The following is a 15,420-nucleotide window of genomic DNA, read 5'->3' on the forward strand; positions in this document are numbered from 1 at the left end:
CACTCATCAGGGCCGCTCTTGAGACCCTGCAACTGCGCTGCGTGAACCGCCGCGTCGCTACAGGATCTGTATCCGGCGGCTTCAATATTTAGTGTGCCGCCCACTCGATCTTCGAGATATCGACGCCGTCTTTGTACATGTCCCACAGCGGCGACAGAGCGCGCAGCTTGGTAACGGCCTCGCAGACTTTCTGCGCGGCGTAGTCGATTTCTTCTTCGGTGGTGAAGCGGCCGAAGGTGAAACGGATCGAGCTGTGTGCCAGTTCGTCGTTGCGGCCCAGGGCGCGCAGCACGTACGAAGGCTCAAGCGACGCCGAGGTGCAGGCCGAACCGGACGAAACCGCCAGATCCTTGAGCGCCATGATCAGCGACTCGCCTTCAACGTAGTTGAAGCTCAGGTTCAGGTTGTGCGGAACGCGGGCGGTCAGGCTGCCGTTGACGTACAGCTCTTCCAGGTGCTCGACCTGCTTGTAGAAGCGGTCGCTTAACGCCTTGATACGGACGTTTTCGGCAGCCATGTCTTCCTTGGCCACACGGAACGCTTCGCCCATGCCGACGATCTGGTGAGTCGCCAGGGTGCCGGAACGCATGCCACGCTCGTGACCGCCGCCGTGCATGGTCGCTTCGATGCGCACACGCGGCTTGCGGCTGACGTACAGCGCGCCGATGCCTTTAGGGCCGTAGGTCTTGTGGGCGGAGAACGACATCATGTCGACTTTCAGTTTCTGCAGGTCGATTTCGACCTTGCCGGTGGACTGAGCGGCGTCGACGTGGAACAGGATGCCTTTGGAACGAAGCAGCTCGCCGATGGCGGCGATGTCGTTGACGGTGCCGATTTCGTTGTTCACGTGCATTACCGACACCAGGATGGTGTCTTCGCGCAGCGCGGCTTCGATCATGGCCGGGGTGATCAGGCCATCTTCGGTCGGATCGAGGTAGGTGACTTCGAAACCTTCACGCTCCAGTTGGCGCATGGTGTCGAGGACAGCCTTGTGCTCGATCTTGGAGGTGATCAGATGCTTGCCCTTGGAGGCGTAGAAATGTGCCGCACCCTTGATTGCCAGGTTGTCGGACTCGGTGGCACCGGAGGTCCAGACGATTTCACGCGGGTCGGCGTTGACCAGATCGGCCACCTGACGACGGGCGTTTTCGACGGACTCTTCGGCTTTCCAGCCGAACACGTGGGAACGGGACGCCGGGTTACCGAAGTTTCCGTCGACCAGCAGGCATTCACTCATTTTTTGCGCAACGCGCGGATCGACCGGGGTGGTCGCAGAGTAATCGAGGTAAATCGGCAATTTCATGGACTATCTCCTAAATCAGGCTGGCTGGCGTGCCGCTAGCTCTCTGGCTGTCATTCGACGGCGGACGCTTCAATCTTGTCCAGGCGCGGCGCCTTGCCATTGCAACGACGCTGATCCTGACGCTGGGCCACTTCCTGCACCTCACGGCGAGTTACGAGGTCGGCCAAGCTGATACCGCTGAGAAATTCGTGAATCTGCAGGCTCAGGTCGCACCACAGGTGATGGGTCAGGCAGGTGTCACCGGAGTGGCAGTCGCCCTGGCCCTGGCATTTTGTTGCATCGACCGATTCGTTCACCGCATCGATCACCTGAGCCACCTGGATGCCCTGCATGTCGCGGGACAACTGGTAGCCACCGCCCGGACCGCGAACGCTGGAAACCAGGTTACTGCGGCGCAGCTTGGCGAAAAGCTGTTCGAGATAGGACAGGGAGATGCCTTGGCGCTCGGAGATATCGGCCAGGGACACCGGCCCGTGTTGCGCGTGCAACGCCAGGTCAAGCATGGCGGTCACGGCGTATCGGCCTTTTGTAGTCAGTCGCATGGACAATTACCACGGAGTTCGGAATGGGCGGGAGTATGCAATTCCCGAGCATTTAAGTCAACTATAAGACCTAGTGCTTTAGTCGGGTTTACCCGCAAAAGAGCGCGCGAATGATAGCAGGGTCTGCGGCCTAATGGCACACCGGTCGGCAGCAGCCCTGCAAGTGCGTCAGTGGAGCTTGGATTCGTCCTTGCCCTTGACGCAGGCGAAGTCTTCCTCACGCAGCTCGGGCAGATCTTTCGCACAGTAATTGCTGCCCAGATCCTTCAGCGCGCCGCACATTCCCTCCAGACGTCCGTCCACCGCTTGCAGGTGATCGAGCAACTGGCCGATGGCGCGCGCCACCGGGTCGGGCATGTCTTCGCTGACGCCATAGGCATCGAAGCCGATCTTCTCGGCCATCGCCTTGCGCTTGGCGTCGGCCTCATCATCGGACTTGACGATGATACGCCCCGGAATCCCCACCACGGTGGCGCCCGGAGGCACTTCCTTGGTGACCACGGCATTGGAACCGACCTTGGCGCCGGCGCCCACAGTGAACGGACCGAGCACCTTCGCGCCCGCCCCCACCACCACGCCATCGCCGAGGGTCGGGTGGCGCTTGCCCTTATTCCAGCTGGTGCCACCCAGAGTCACGCCCTGATAGATCGTCACGTCATCGCCGATTTCAGCGGTTTCTCCGATCACGATGCCCATGCCGTGGTCGATGAAGAAGCGTCGACCGACCTTGGCACCCGGATGGATCTCGATCCCCGTAAGCCAGCGACCGAAGTTCGACACCAGTCGCGCCAGCCATTTCAGATCGTTGCGCCAGAGCATGCCGGCCAGTCGATGAATCCAGATCGCATGCATGCCGGGGTAGCAGGTCAGGACTTCAAAAGCGTTACGCGCCGCCGGGTCTCGGTGGAATACGCTCTGGATATCTTCACGCAAACGCTCGAACATCATTAATCCTTCCGCTTAAGGAGCTCGCCACGGGCCGCTTTCTGGGTTTCCGTGAGGATGCCACGCAAAATATTCATTTCCGCCCGGCTGACCGAGCTGCGTCCATACAACCGGCGCAGGCGCGCCATCAAGTGCCGTGGTTTTTCCGGATCGAGGAATTCGATGGCCACCAGAGTCTGCTCCAGGTGTTCATAGAACCGCTCCAGCTCATCCATGGTCGCAAGCTCTGCGCTTTTCACGGAGGCCACTTCTTCCTTCTCGATCTTGGTCGGCTGACCTTGCGCGGCCAACCACGCCATGCGCACCTCATAACTCAACACCTGCACCGCCGCCCCAAGGTTCAGCGAGCTGAACTCAGGATCGGAGGGAATGTGCACGTGATAGTGACATCGCTGTAGCTCGTCATTGGTCAGGCCGGAATCTTCACGACCGAACACCAGCGCGATTTCCGCGCCCTGCCCGGCCTCCTCGACCACTTTGGTCCCGCACTCGCGCGGATCCAGCAATGGCCAGGGAATGCGCCGGTCACGGGCGCTGGTGCCGAGCACCAGGTTGCAACCGACCAGGGCGTCTTCCAAGGTGGCGACGACTTGCGCGTTTTCAAGGATGTCACCGGCACCGGAAGCACGGGCATCGGCTTCGTGATGCGGAAAGACGCGCGGATCAACCAGCACCAGACGCGACAGGCCCATGTTTTTCATGGCGCGCGCGGTCCCGCCGATGTTTCCCGGATGGCTGGTGTTGACCAGGACGACACGAATATTTTGCAGCACGGCGGGCGCTCTCGGACTCGGCAAAGGGGTGCAAATCTTACAGAACAGCCTACCGTTAAGCTATGAAAGCGAACAGCGACCTTCACCTGAAGAAAAGTTCTGATAGAATGCGCGGCTTTCTTTAACAACCTTAGGTGACACATCCATGCAGCCCATGCTGAATATCGCGCTGCGCGCCGCCCGCAGCGCCAGTGAACTGATCTTCCGCTCCATCGAGCGCCTGGATACCATCAAGGTCGACGAAAAAGACGCCAAGGATTACGTATCCGAGGTCGATCGCGCCGCCGAACAGAAAATCATCGACGCCCTGCGCAAGGCTTACCCGAATCACTCGATCATGGGTGAAGAGACCGGCCTGCACGCCGGCACCGGCATCGAAGGCGAAGAATACCTGTGGATCATCGATCCGCTGGACGGCACCACCAACTTCCTGCGCGGCATTCCTCACTTCGCTGTCAGCATTGCCTGCAAATACCGTGGTCGCCTAGAACACGCCGTCGTTCTGGATCCGGTTCGCCAGGAAGAATTCACCGCCAGCCGTGGTCGCGGCGCTCAACTGAACGGTCGTCGCCTGCGTGTCAGCGGTCGCACCAGCCTGGACGGCGCCCTGCTCGGCACCGGTTTCCCGTTCCGTGACGACCAGATGGACAACCTCGACAACTACCTGGGCATGTTCCGCGCCCTGGTTGGCCAGACTGCCGGCATCCGCCGCGCCGGTTCGGCAAGCCTGGACCTGGCTTACGTAGCCGCCGGCCGTTTCGACGCGTTCTGGGAGTCGGGTCTGTCCGAGTGGGACATGGCCGCTGGCGCCCTGCTGATTCAGGAAGCAGGCGGCCTGGTGAGCGACTTCACCGGCGGTCACGACTTCCTTGAAAAAGGCCACGTCGTTGCCGGCAACACCAAATGCTTCAAGGCAGTTCTGACGGCGATCCAGCCGCACCTGCCGGCCTCGCTGAAGCGCTAAGCGTTTCGCGAAACCAAAAAAAAAACACCCTTCGGGGTGTTTTTTTTATGGGCATGAAAAAGCACCCCGAAGGGTGCTTTTCTTATAAGCCGTCAACCAATCACTGGCCTGGCTCGTTCTGCGACAGGATCAGCTTGCCTTCCTTGTCGACCGGGATCTGGTTGCCCGGATCACGATCCATCCGCACCTTGCCTTCCTTCCCATCCAGCGAATACCGGACGTCGTAGCCCACAACCTTGTCGCTGATGTCATTCACCGTGTTACAGCGAGTCTGAGTCGTGGTGTAGGTATCACGCTCCTGCATACCCTCCTGAACCTTGTTGCCGGCGTAACCACCACCGACCGCACCGGCCACCGTGGCAATCTTCTTGCCCGTGCCGCCGCCGATCTGATTACCCAGCAGACCACCTGCCAGCGCACCGACCACGGTGCCGGCAATCTGGTGTTGATCTTTCACCGGCGCCTGCCGGGTCACTGTCACATCCTTGCACACTTCACGTGGAGTCTTGATCTGTGTTTTGACCGGTTCTACGGCCAGCACTTGCGCATACTCAGGGCCGCTTTTAACCAGGCTGTAGGTGGCAACAGCGCCCCCGGCAGTCACACCGACAGCACCCAATACCGCACCAACCAGCAACGACTTGTTCACATGAACCTCCTGACCATCACATGCGGGACGCGCCCGCGCTTCTCCCAGCCTTGGAGCAAAAAAAAAGACGCGAGTTCAACTCGCGTCTTTTTTGACTGACCGCCGGGAAAACGATGGCAGTTATGGACGGTCGTCGACTTCCTTCTCGGTATTGACCGGCGGAATCAAGTCCTCGGTCGACAGGTTCAGCCAGATCAGCACCACGTTGGCGATGTAGATCGACGAGTAAGTACCCGCCAGAACACCCACCAGCAGCGCCAGGGAGAAGCCGTACAGATTGTCACCGCCGAAGAACAGCAGTGCCGCGATCGCCAGCAAGGTCGAAACCGAGGTCGCGATGGTCCGCAGCAGGGTCTGGGTGGTCGAGATGTTGATGTTCTCGATCAACGTAGCCTTGCGCAGTACGCGGAAGTTCTCACGCACCCGGTCGAACACGACGATGGTGTCGTTGAGCGAGTAACCGATGATCGCCAGTACCGCCGCCAGCACCGTCAGGTCGAAGGTGATCTGGAAGAACGACAGGATACCCACGGTCACGATCACGTCGTGGATCAGCGACACGATGGCGCCGACCGCAAACTTCCACTGAAAGCGGAAAGCCAGGTAGATCAGGATGCCACCGAGCGCCAGCAGCATGCCGAGGCCACCCTGGTCGCGCAACTCTTCACCGACCTGCGGGCCGACGAACTCGACGCGCTTGACGGTCGCCGGGTTGTCGCCACCGACTTTCTGCAGCGCATCCGCCACCTGATGGCCCAGCTGCGGGTCTTCACCCGGCATGCGCACCAGCAGATCGGTGGTCGCGCCGAAGTTCTGCACCACGGCTTCGTGATAACCGGAAGAAACCAGTTGCTCGCGCACCTTGGTGACATCGGCCGGACGCTCGTAGGTCAGCTCGATGAGCGTACCGCCGGTGAAGTCCAGACCCCAGTTCATGCCCTTGTGGAACACACTGAAGATTGCCAGCAAGGTCAGGAATACGGTGACGCCGAACGCAAAGTTGCGGACGCCCATGAAGTTGATTGTACGTAACATGGCAGCCCCTTAAATCCACAACTTCTTGAAGTCACGACCGCCGAAGATCAGATTGACCATCGCGCGGGTGACCATGATGGCCGTGAACATCGAAGTCAGAACCCCGAGGGACATGGTGACTGCGAAGCCCTTCACCGGGCCGGTGCCCATGGCGAAGAGAATACCGCCGACCAGCAAGGTGGTCAGGTTGGCGTCGAGAATCGCAGTGAATGCCCGACCGAAGCCTTCGTTGATTGCACGCTGCACGGTCATGCCGGCGGCGATCTCTTCACGAATCCGCGAGAAGATCAGTACGTTGGCGTCGACCGCCATACCCATGGTCAACACGATACCGGCGATACCCGGCAGGGTCAGCGTGGCGCCCAGCAGCGACATCAGCGCCAGCAGCAGCACCATGTTCACCGCCAGTGCGACGGTGGCGATCAGGCCGAAGAAACGGTAGATGGCGATGATGAACAGCGAGACGAACAGCATGCCCCACAGCGATGCATCGATACCCTTGGTGATGTTGTCCGCACCGAGGCTCGGGCCGATGGTGCGCTCTTCAGCGAAGTACATCGGAGCAGCCAGACCACCGGCACGCAGCAGCAGCGCCAGCTCGGACGACTCGCCCTGGCCGTTCAGGCCGGTGATACGGAACTGCGCACCCAGCGGCGACTGAATGGTCGCCAGGCTGATGATCTTCTTCTCTTCCTTGAAGGTCTGCACCGCGACGTCTTTCTCGACGCCGTCGACCACTTGTTTGGTGTAAGTGGTGACCGGACGCTGCTCGATGAAGATCACCGCCATGCTGCGACCGACGTTGCTGCGGGTCGCGCGGCTCATCAGCTCGCCACCGTGACCATCCAGACGGATGTTCACTTCAGGGGTGCCGTGCTCGCCGAAACCGGCCTTGGCGTCAGTCACCTGGTCACCGGTGATGATCAGACCACGCTCGATCTGCGCCGGAGGACGGTTGCCCTCACGGAACTCAAAGGTCTCGGAAGTGGCTTTCGAAGCGCCCGGCTCTGCTGCCAGACGGAACTCGAGGTTGGCCGTCTTGCCGAGGATACGCTTGGCTTCGGCAGTGTCCTGCACGCCCGGCAGCTCAACCACGATACGGTTGGCACCCTGACGCTGGACGATTGGCTCGGCAACACCCAGCTCATTGACGCGGTTACGTACCGTGGTCAAGTTCTGCTTGATGGAGTATTCACGGATTTCCGCCAGCTTGGCCGGGGTCATCGCCAGACGCAGCACCGGTTGACCGTTGAGGTCGGCCGGAACAATGTCGAAATCGTTGAAATTCTTGCGGATCAGCGCACGGGCCTGTTCGCGGGAGTCAGCATCGCTGAAGCCCAGCTGAATGGCGCCATTGAGTTGCGGCAGGCTGCGATAACGCAGTTTCTCTTTGCGCAACAGGCTCTTGACGTCGCCTTCGTAGACTTTCAGGCGGGCGTCGAGCGCTTTGTCCATGTCCACTTCCAGCAGGAAGTGCACACCACCGGACAAGTCCAGACCCAGTTTCATCGGGTGCGCGGCCACGCTGCGCAGCCATTGCGGGGTGGTTTGTGCCAGGTTCAGCGCGACGACGTAGTCATCACCCAATGCCTTGCGGACAACGTCTTTGGCCGGCAGTTGGTCTTCAGCCTTGGTCAGACGGATCAGACCGCCCTTGCCGTTCGCAGCCAGGCTCGAAGCCTTGACGTTGATCCCGGATTCCTTGAGCGCGGTGCTTACGCGATCCAGATCGGCCTGGTTGACCTGCAGGGCCGTGCTGGCGCCGCTGATCTGAATGGCCGGGTCATCGGGGTATAGATTCGGAGCGGAATAAATCAGACCGATCGCCAGCACCGCCAGGATCAGAATGTATTTCCACAGAGGATATTTGTTCAGCATCACGCCGCCCGTTATGAACGCGGGGCGCCTTGCGCGCCCCGTCGATTGAGTAGAAGTTGGAACCTTAGATCGCTTTCAGCGTGCCTTTTGGCAGCGTGGCGGCGATGGCGCCCTTCTGGAACTTCATTTCCACGGTGTCGGAAACTTCCAGAACCACGAAGTCATCGGCCACTTTGGTGATCTTGCCGGCGATGCCGCCGGTGGTGACCACTTCGTCGCCCTTCTGCAGGCTGCTCAGCAGGTTCTTCTGCTCTTTGGCGCGCTTGGCCTGTGGACGCCAGATCATCAGGTAGAAGATGACCAGAAAGCCCACCAGGAAAATCCACTCGAAGCCGCCGCCCATAGGCGCTGCAGCCGGTGCAGCCGCGTCAGCCATGGCATTAGAGATAAAAAAGCTCATTTAGCACTCCAGTTGCAAATGTTGAATCTTGGGGTCAGAAAACTCAGTCCAAAGGCGGAACGGGAAGCCCGCGTTTGGCGTAGAAGGCATCGACAAAGGCGGCCAATGTACCCTGTTGAATAGCCTCGCGCAAACCAGCCATCAGCACCTGATAATGGCGCAAATTGTGGATGGTATTGAGCATACTGCCGAGCATTTCGCCGCACTTGTCCAGATGATGCAGATAAGCGCGGGAGAAGTTCTGGCAGGTATAGCAATCGCAGGTCGGATCCAGCGGCGAATCATCATGGCGATGGAACGCGTTACGGATCTTCAGCACGCCTGTATCAATGAACAGATGCCCATTGCGGGCATTACGGGTTGGCATCACGCAATCGAACATGTCCACACCGCGGCGCACACCCTCAACCAGATCTTCCGGTTTGCCAACGCCCATAAGGTAACGAGGTTTGTCAGCCGGCATCATGCCCGGCAGGTAGTCCAGCACCTTGATCATTTCATGCTTGGGTTCGCCCACCGACAGACCGCCGATGGCCAGGCCATCGAAGCCAATCTTGTCCAGGCCTTCCAGCGAGCGCATGCGAAGGTCCTGGTGCATGCCGCCCTGGACGATGCCGAACAGCGCCGCCGTGTTGTCGCCATGGGCATTCTTCGAACGCTGAGCCCAGCGCAGCGACAGCTCCATGGACACACGGGCCACGTCTTCGTCAGCCGGGTACGGGGTGCATTCGTCGAAGATCATCACGATGTCCGAGCCCAGGTCGCGCTGGACCTGCATCGACTCTTCCGGGCCCATGAACACTTTCGAGCCGTCGACCGGGGAGGCGAAGGTCACGCCCTCCTCCTTGATCTTGCGCATGGCGCCGAGGCTGAACACCTGGAAACCGCCGGAGTCGGTCAGGATCGGGCCTTTCCACTGCATGAAATCGTGCAGGTCGCCGTGTTCCTTGATCACTTCGGTACCCGGGCGCAGCCACAGGTGGAAGGTGTTGCCCAGAATGATCTCCGCGCCGGTGGCGACGATGTCACGCGGCAACATGCCCTTGACCGTGCCGTAAGTGCCCACCGGCATGAAGGCCGGGGTCTCGACGGTGCCACGAGGGAAGGTCAGACGACCACGACGAGCCTTGCCATCGGTGGCAAGCAACTCGAAAGACATACGACAGGTGCGACTCATACTGTTTCCTCTGGGCCGCGCGGCGCGGGATTACGGGTGATGAACATCGCATCACCGTAGCTGAAAAAGCGGTATCCGTTATCGACCGCGGCTTTGTAGGCAGCCATGGTTTCCGGATAACCGGCGAAGGCCGAAACCAGCATCAACAGCGTGGATTCAGGCAAATGGAAATTGGTGACCAGCGCATCGACCACATGGAACGGCCGGCCCGGGAAGATAAAGATGTCGGTGTCGCCGCTGAACGGTTTAAGTACGCCATCGCGGGCGGCGCTTTCCAGCGAACGCACGCTGGTGGTGCCGACAGCGATGACTCGACCGCCGCGCTCACGGCAAGCGGCGACTGCATCGACCACGTCCTGACCGACTTCCAGCCACTCGGTGTGCATGTGGTGATCTTCGATCTTCTCGACACGCACCGGCTGGAAGGTGCCGGCGCCAACGTGCAGCGTGACGAACGCAGTCTCGACGCCCTTGGCGGCGATCGCCTCCATCAGCGTCTGATCGAAATGCAGCCCGGCAGTCGGCGCCGCCACCGCGCCGAGCTTCTCGGCATACACGGTCTGATAGCGCTCGCGATCCGAACCTTCATCCGGGCGGTCTATATAAGGAGGCAACGGCATGTGCCCGACGCGATCAAGCAGCGGCAGCACTTCTTCGGCAAACCCCAGCTCGAACAGCGCATCGTGACGCGCCAGCATCTCGGCTTCACCACCGCCGTCGATCAGGATCTTCGAACCCGGCTTCGGCGACTTGCTGGAACGCACATGGGCCAGCACGCGGTGGGAATCGAGCACGCGTTCGATGAGGATTTCCAGCTTGCCGCCGGAGGCCTTCTGCCCGAACAGGCGCGCCGGAATCACCCGGGTATTGTTGAACACCATCAGATCGCCGGGGCGCAAATGCTCCAGCAGATCAGTGAATTGACGGTGTGCCAGGGCGCCGCTGACCCCATCCAGGGTCAACAGGCGACTACCGCGACGCTCGGCCAAAGGATGGCGGGCAATCAGCGAATCAGGAAGCTCGAAGGTAAAGTCAGCAACGCGCATGATGGGGTTCGTCTAGCAGGGCCGGAAAGTCTAGCGGAAATATCGAAAATTGACCATGAAACGTGATTGACCAACGGTAGGCACCTCTCTATACTTCGCCGCCATTGAGCCCTGATGGCGGAATTGGTAGACGCGGCGGATTCAAAATCCGTTTTCGAAAGGAGTGGGAGTTCGAGTCTCCCTCGGGGCACCAAAATTAGAAAAGGTCTTGCTTAGCAAGGCCTTTTTTTTCGTCTGTCGGAAAGTGCCGCTGGCCCTCCGGCGAGATCTCACACAGGTTCACCCCATGGAAACGTCACTGGAAACCGTCGCCCTGTTCTCCCTCAAACTCGCGTATGAGGAAGAAGACCTGAGCCCGATTCTGCGCGATGACATGGTCATGGGCGACTATCAGAAAGACGTGTTCGAACTGCTGGTGCGCCGGGGTGATGTCGAGACGATCCAGTTCAAGATGAATGAGTGCCTGGCGCTGGCGATGGATGCCCTGGGCGGTTTGGAAAAGCCGTTGGGGCGGGAGTTGCACAAACTGTCCGCCGATTTCAACCAGGCACGTTCGATGGAGCAGTTGGACGCACCGCTCCTTGCACTCAAGGGCTATTTGAAAGACGTACTGTAAGGCCTTACAGAAATGCCGGCAGTGGCATCTGGCACTTCAGTTGGGGAGGATGAAGATAGTGGCGCCATGATACTATTTTGCTATCTTGCGACCTTATTGAAAATAGAGGCACTGACGTCCTCTCAAGTGAAATGTCTTTCAGGAAAAAGATCGCAATGGACGCTTGGCTTTTCATGTTTGTCCACGTTGTGACCTGGATCTGGGTCGTGGGCGAAAGGGGCCGCTGGAATTTGCTGGTAGCGAACTGCGCCGGCTTCATCAGCGGCTGGATCGTAGGCTGGGTGTTTGTGATCCTGTACCAGTGGATCTTCGCTGGCGCGAATATGGCGATGCCACCGATTCCGGCGCGCAGCCTGCTGATTGTGATGAGCGGCGCGGGAGCACTGGTCGGCATGTGGATGTGGGCCGCACAGCTCAAGCGACCTGAGTCCAGTCTGCTCCGTCATCTGATCGGGGCTGTCTATGGGACCGCGGCGGGAGCTATTGCCCTGCTACTGACCACCCGACTTATCTATCCAGGCGCTTGACTGAATATCCATGCCATGGAGTAACGATCGACGCGTTGATGGCGCGATGCACCAGGTTTGGTATCTTGACGCCCCCGTCGTGTTCCGGGTTTTGCGAAAGGTTAAAAGGAAAGGATCGAATGGAGTTTCTGCGTTTTCTGGCATTTGTCGCGGCCTGGGGTTTCATGTGGCGCTGGGTGGTGAAAAACCGCGGCAGCTGGAATCTGTTTTACGCCAACCTGGTCGGTGTCGCGGGCGGTTTCATTGTTTCGATGGTGGTGCTGGCGATCACTTTTTCACTGTTCCCGTCGGCGCATCGCTACGACGCCGCGCAGACTGAAAACGTCGTGGCACAGCAGGAAGCCGAGCCGACCTCGTTGCTGCCGGAGGCCGAGGCGGTTGCAAGCCCTGCTGCGCAGAAAGATGCGCCGGTGTTTGCCGCTATCGAGCCGGACAACAAGCCCTCTCCAGCGGATTCCGCGTTGTTGCCGAACTATGCCAGTCGCGCGCCGAAGTCGATGTCGGTGCAATCCGTGATCGACCAGAGTGATGATGAGGGGCGCAAGGCCCTGACGGCGCTGAGCAAAAAACTGCGCGCCGACGCCCAGGGCGACAAGTCGATGCTCGCGTATGTCATGTGCAGCCCGTTCGTGACCAGCACCTTGCGCTTCCCCGCCTCTGCCCGGTTTGCTGACAGCAAAAGCCTCACGCCGCAGCGCTTCAAGGATCAGGTTTACTCCTTCAGCAACACCGTCACCGCGCGGAACATGAATGGCGACGATGTGACGTACCGCTTCGACTGTTCCGTACAGGAACAGCCAAGCGTCGACGCGACACCTGCCGAATGGCGCCTGTTGGCGCTGAAGCTGGAAAAAACAGGCTCTTAAGCCTGATTTAAGGGTTCGAGGCGCCGGCTGCGCTATCATCGCCGGCCTGTGCGCCTTGAGCTTTTCCCCCGATGCCTCCGACACCTGATGACCTGAGCCCGTTGCCCGCTGTTCTGGCCGGGCCACTGCTGCGCCGGCTGGAACCAACGCGCTTAGTGCTTTGGCTGGTGGGCAGCCGCGAGCTGTCGTTGACCTTGCGTCTGCAAGGCGTAGGAGACATTCCACTGGATGCCGGGAAATGCACGGTCATTCCGGTAGGCACCCGGGCGTTTGTTCACCTGATCGACGTTCCGCTGGAAACCGCCCTGCCCTGCGACACCCGCATCGACTACGACCTGTTGATCGATGGCTTGCAGCCCATCGCCGAATGGGCGCCACACCTGCTCTACGACGACGCCACCTGCCCGAACTTCGTCCTGCGTTCGCGCATCGACCAGTTGCTCCACGGTTCCTGCCGCAAACCCCATCACCCGGCCGCCGACGGCCTGCTCTGTGTTGACCGGTTGCTGGCCGCCGAAACCGATCCGCAGCAACGTCCCGCCCTGTTGATGATGAGCGGTGATCAGGTTTACGCCGACGACGTTGCCGGTCCGATGTTGCGGGCGATTCATGCCTTGATCGAGCGCCTCGGTCTGTTCGGTGAACACCTCGAAGGTGCGGTCGTCAGCGACAGCGCGAAACTTTACGAACACCCGGCCAGCTACTACCACCGCGCGGATTTGCTGCCGGCACTGGAAAGCAACGAGACATTGCGCGAGCGTTTCTTCGGCGGTGCGCGCAAACCGATTTTCACCAGCAGCAGCGCCGACAATCACCTTGTGACGTTCGCCGAAGTCATGGCCATGTATTTGCTGGTGTGGTCGCCAACGCCCTGGGCACTGGTCAATCCGCAGCCGCCAGCGCTGACGCCGGAACGCCTCAAGCGCTACGCCCTCGAACAGACCCGCATCGACGGTTTCAAGGCCGGCCTCGGCCAGGTGGCCCGGGCCTTGGCGCACTTGCCGAGCCTGATGATTTTCGATGACCACGACATCACCGATGACTGGAATCTGTCCGCGCAATGGGAGGAAACGGCCTACGGCCACCCATTCTCCAAACGCATCATCGGCAACGCGCTGATCGCCTACATGCTGTGTCAGGGCTGGGGCAACAATCCGGATGCATTCAGCGCTGTACTGGAGAAAACCCGAGGCCTGAGCGCCAGCGGTGATGACCGCTATCTCGACGCTCCCGTGCAGGACGAATTGATTGAGGAACTGCTGCGCTTTCAACAATGGCATTTCGTCTTGCCGACCAGCCCGGCGCTGGTGGTGCTCGACACCCGAACCCGACGCTGGCGCAGCGAAATGGCGCTCAAGCAGCCGTCGGGCCTGCTGGACTGGGAAGCCTTGAGCGAACTGCAGCAGGAACTGCTCGACCATCCTTCAGCGATCATCGTTTCGCCGGCACCGATCTTCGGCGTGAAGCTGATCGAAACCGTGCAGCGAGTATTCAGCTGGTGCGGTTATCCGCTGCTGGTGGACGCGGAAAACTGGATGGCCCATCGCGGCGCGGCCCAGGTGATCCTGAACATTTTCCGACACTCGCGTACACCGGGCAGTTACGTGGTGCTGTCAGGCGACGTGCATTATTCCTTCGTCTACGAAGTCCTGATCCGACACCGCAAGGCCGGCCCGCGCATCTGGCAGATAACCAGCAGCGGCATCAAGAACGAATTCCCGCCTACCCTGCTGGAATGGTTCGACCGTCTCAACCGCTGGCTCTATTCACCGCGCTCGCCACTCAACTGGCTGACCAAACGCCGCAGCATGCGCATCGTCCCGTACGTGCCGGAACACGCCGAAGCGGGTGAACGGTTGTGGAACTCGGCGGGGATTGGTCAGGTGTTTTTCAATCAACAGGGGCAGCCGAAAGACATCATCCAGCACAACTCGAATGGCGCACCGAAGACCCGGATGCTGGCGCCGGATTTGTCGGACTACCCTGATTAGAAAAATCTCACGTAGACCGTGAGAGGGATCGCAGGCTCGTCGGAATCAGCTTACAGAAGACCCAGAAACGTCTCGACGAGACTTCGGTGATACTCAGCACACCGCAGGCAGCCCGTCTGTGGCACAACCACTGATAGGTATCGCCTTGTCATCCTGTACTCATTTCTGTACGTTCTTTGCATCAAGCGAGGACTACAACATGGACACTATCAACTACACCACAGCTCGTGCGCACTTGGCTGAAACCATGGATCGCGTGAATGAAGATTGCGCCCCACTTCTGGTAACCCGCCAAAAAGGCGAGCCTGTAGTGATGATGTCTCTGGCCGAATACAACGCGCTGGAAGAAACGGCTTATCTGCTGCGTTCTCCGGCCAATGCCGAGCGCTTGATCAAATCAATTGGCGAAATGCGCGCTGGAAAAGCCAAAGTCAGGCAACTGATTGAAGAATGAAAATCCAGTTCACGCCAACGGGCTGGGAAGACTACTTATGGTTTCAACAAAACGATAAGGCCGGTCTCAAACGAATCAATCTTTTGATCAAAGCGATCCAGCGCCAACCCTTTGAAGGCTTGGGCAAACCGGAGCCGCTCAAGCACAACATGAGCGGCTTCTGGTCACGGCGGATAACTGCCGAGCATCGCTTGGTCTACGCGATCGTAGACGGCGAAATCTGCGTCATAACTTGCAGATTTCACTACTGACCG

Annotated in this window: 17 protein-coding genes and 1 tRNA gene; 8 read left to right on the top strand and 10 right to left on the bottom strand. The window is 59.7% G+C overall.

Going from position 1 to position 15,420, the window contains the following annotated elements:
- Positions 1-88: 88 nt before the first annotated feature.
- From CAF80_RS27000 to trmJ, 4 genes are all read right to left on the bottom strand, one after another.
- A complete protein-coding gene (locus CAF80_RS27000; RefSeq protein WP_007956689.1) occupies positions 89-1,303 on the bottom strand; it encodes an IscS subfamily cysteine desulfurase in 1,215 nt (404 codons plus the stop codon).
- Between the two features lie 50 nt (positions 1,304-1,353).
- Positions 1,354-1,845, bottom strand: a complete 492-nt coding sequence (iscR, locus tag CAF80_RS27005) for a Fe-S cluster assembly transcriptional regulator IscR (RefSeq protein ID WP_007956690.1) — start codon at positions 1,843-1,845, stop codon at positions 1,354-1,356.
- A 168-nt stretch (positions 1,846-2,013) separates the two neighbouring features.
- On the bottom strand, positions 2,014-2,790 hold the full coding sequence (cysE, locus tag CAF80_RS27010; RefSeq protein WP_007956691.1) for a serine O-acetyltransferase: 777 nt from the start codon (positions 2,788-2,790) through the stop codon (positions 2,014-2,016).
- A gap of 2 nt (positions 2,791-2,792) precedes the next feature.
- Complete coding sequence (gene trmJ / locus CAF80_RS27015) at positions 2,793-3,563, bottom strand: tRNA (cytosine(32)/uridine(32)-2'-O)-methyltransferase TrmJ (RefSeq protein WP_007956692.1); 771 nt, start codon at positions 3,561-3,563, stop codon at positions 2,793-2,795.
- A 145-nt stretch (positions 3,564-3,708) separates the two neighbouring features.
- On the opposite strand from trmJ, the gene suhB reads away from it, so the two are divergent.
- Positions 3,709-4,527: an inositol-phosphate phosphatase gene (gene suhB / locus CAF80_RS27020; RefSeq protein WP_007941397.1), complete on the top strand. Its 819-nt coding sequence runs from the start codon at positions 3,709-3,711 to the stop codon at positions 4,525-4,527.
- Positions 4,528-4,627: 100 nt separating this feature from the next.
- Here suhB and CAF80_RS27025 read toward each other — a convergent pair whose 3' ends face one another.
- From CAF80_RS27025 to queA, 6 genes are all read right to left on the bottom strand, one after another.
- Positions 4,628-5,176 (bottom strand): glycine zipper 2TM domain-containing protein, encoded by a 549-nt coding sequence (locus CAF80_RS27025; protein ID WP_007956693.1) that lies wholly within the window; start codon positions 5,174-5,176, stop codon positions 4,628-4,630.
- Positions 5,177-5,296: 120 nt separating this feature from the next.
- Positions 5,297-6,211, bottom strand: a complete 915-nt coding sequence (gene secF, locus CAF80_RS27030; protein WP_039765696.1) for a protein translocase subunit SecF — start codon at positions 6,209-6,211, stop codon at positions 5,297-5,299.
- Between the two features lie 9 nt (positions 6,212-6,220).
- A complete protein-coding gene (secD, locus tag CAF80_RS27035) occupies positions 6,221-8,089 on the bottom strand; it encodes a protein translocase subunit SecD (protein ID WP_039765691.1) in 1,869 nt (622 codons plus the stop codon).
- Positions 8,090-8,153: 64 nt separating this feature from the next.
- Positions 8,154-8,489, bottom strand: a complete 336-nt coding sequence (gene yajC / locus CAF80_RS27040; RefSeq protein ID WP_007956696.1) for a preprotein translocase subunit YajC — start codon at positions 8,487-8,489, stop codon at positions 8,154-8,156.
- Positions 8,490-8,532: 43 nt separating this feature from the next.
- A complete protein-coding gene (tgt, locus tag CAF80_RS27045; protein ID WP_161794909.1) occupies positions 8,533-9,648 on the bottom strand; it encodes a tRNA guanosine(34) transglycosylase Tgt in 1,116 nt (371 codons plus the stop codon).
- Between the two features lie 14 nt (positions 9,649-9,662).
- Positions 9,663-10,712: a tRNA preQ1(34) S-adenosylmethionine ribosyltransferase-isomerase QueA gene (gene queA / locus CAF80_RS27050; protein WP_074691024.1), complete on the bottom strand. Its 1,050-nt coding sequence runs from the start codon at positions 10,710-10,712 to the stop codon at positions 9,663-9,665.
- 108 nt (positions 10,713-10,820) lie between these two features.
- On the opposite strand from queA, the gene CAF80_RS27055 reads away from it, so the two are divergent.
- From CAF80_RS27055 to CAF80_RS27085, 7 genes are all read left to right on the top strand, one after another.
- Positions 10,821-10,905, top strand: a tRNA-Leu gene (locus CAF80_RS27055).
- A 93-nt stretch (positions 10,906-10,998) separates the two neighbouring features.
- On the top strand, positions 10,999-11,328 hold the full coding sequence (locus CAF80_RS27060) for a hypothetical protein (protein WP_074691023.1): 330 nt from the start codon (positions 10,999-11,001) through the stop codon (positions 11,326-11,328).
- Between the two features lie 155 nt (positions 11,329-11,483).
- Positions 11,484-11,855 (top strand): hypothetical protein, encoded by a 372-nt coding sequence (locus CAF80_RS27065; protein WP_074691022.1) that lies wholly within the window; start codon positions 11,484-11,486, stop codon positions 11,853-11,855.
- Positions 11,856-11,974: 119 nt separating this feature from the next.
- Entirely contained in the window at positions 11,975-12,721 is a 747-nt protein-coding gene (locus CAF80_RS27070; RefSeq protein WP_074691021.1) for a hypothetical protein, read from the top strand.
- 71 nt (positions 12,722-12,792) lie between these two features.
- Positions 12,793-14,712 carry an alkaline phosphatase D family protein gene (locus tag CAF80_RS27075; protein WP_085668160.1) on the top strand — a complete coding sequence of 640 codons (1,920 nt, stop codon included), beginning with the start codon at positions 12,793-12,795 and terminating at the stop codon, positions 14,710-14,712.
- 199 nt (positions 14,713-14,911) lie between these two features.
- A complete protein-coding gene (locus CAF80_RS27080; RefSeq protein ID WP_039765667.1) occupies positions 14,912-15,166 on the top strand; it encodes a type II toxin-antitoxin system Phd/YefM family antitoxin in 255 nt (84 codons plus the stop codon).
- Positions 15,163-15,417, top strand: coding sequence for a Txe/YoeB family addiction module toxin (locus tag CAF80_RS27085; protein WP_011335833.1), 255 nt, complete (start codon positions 15,163-15,165; stop codon positions 15,415-15,417). Before CAF80_RS27080 ends, CAF80_RS27085 begins: the two co-directional genes overlap by 4 nt.
- The last annotated feature ends 3 nt before the right edge of the window (positions 15,418-15,420 follow it).

Source organism: Pseudomonas sp. B34(2017) (genome assembly GCF_002112915.1).
Classification (GTDB): Bacteria; Pseudomonadota; Gammaproteobacteria; order Pseudomonadales; family Pseudomonadaceae; genus Aquipseudomonas; species Aquipseudomonas pharyngis.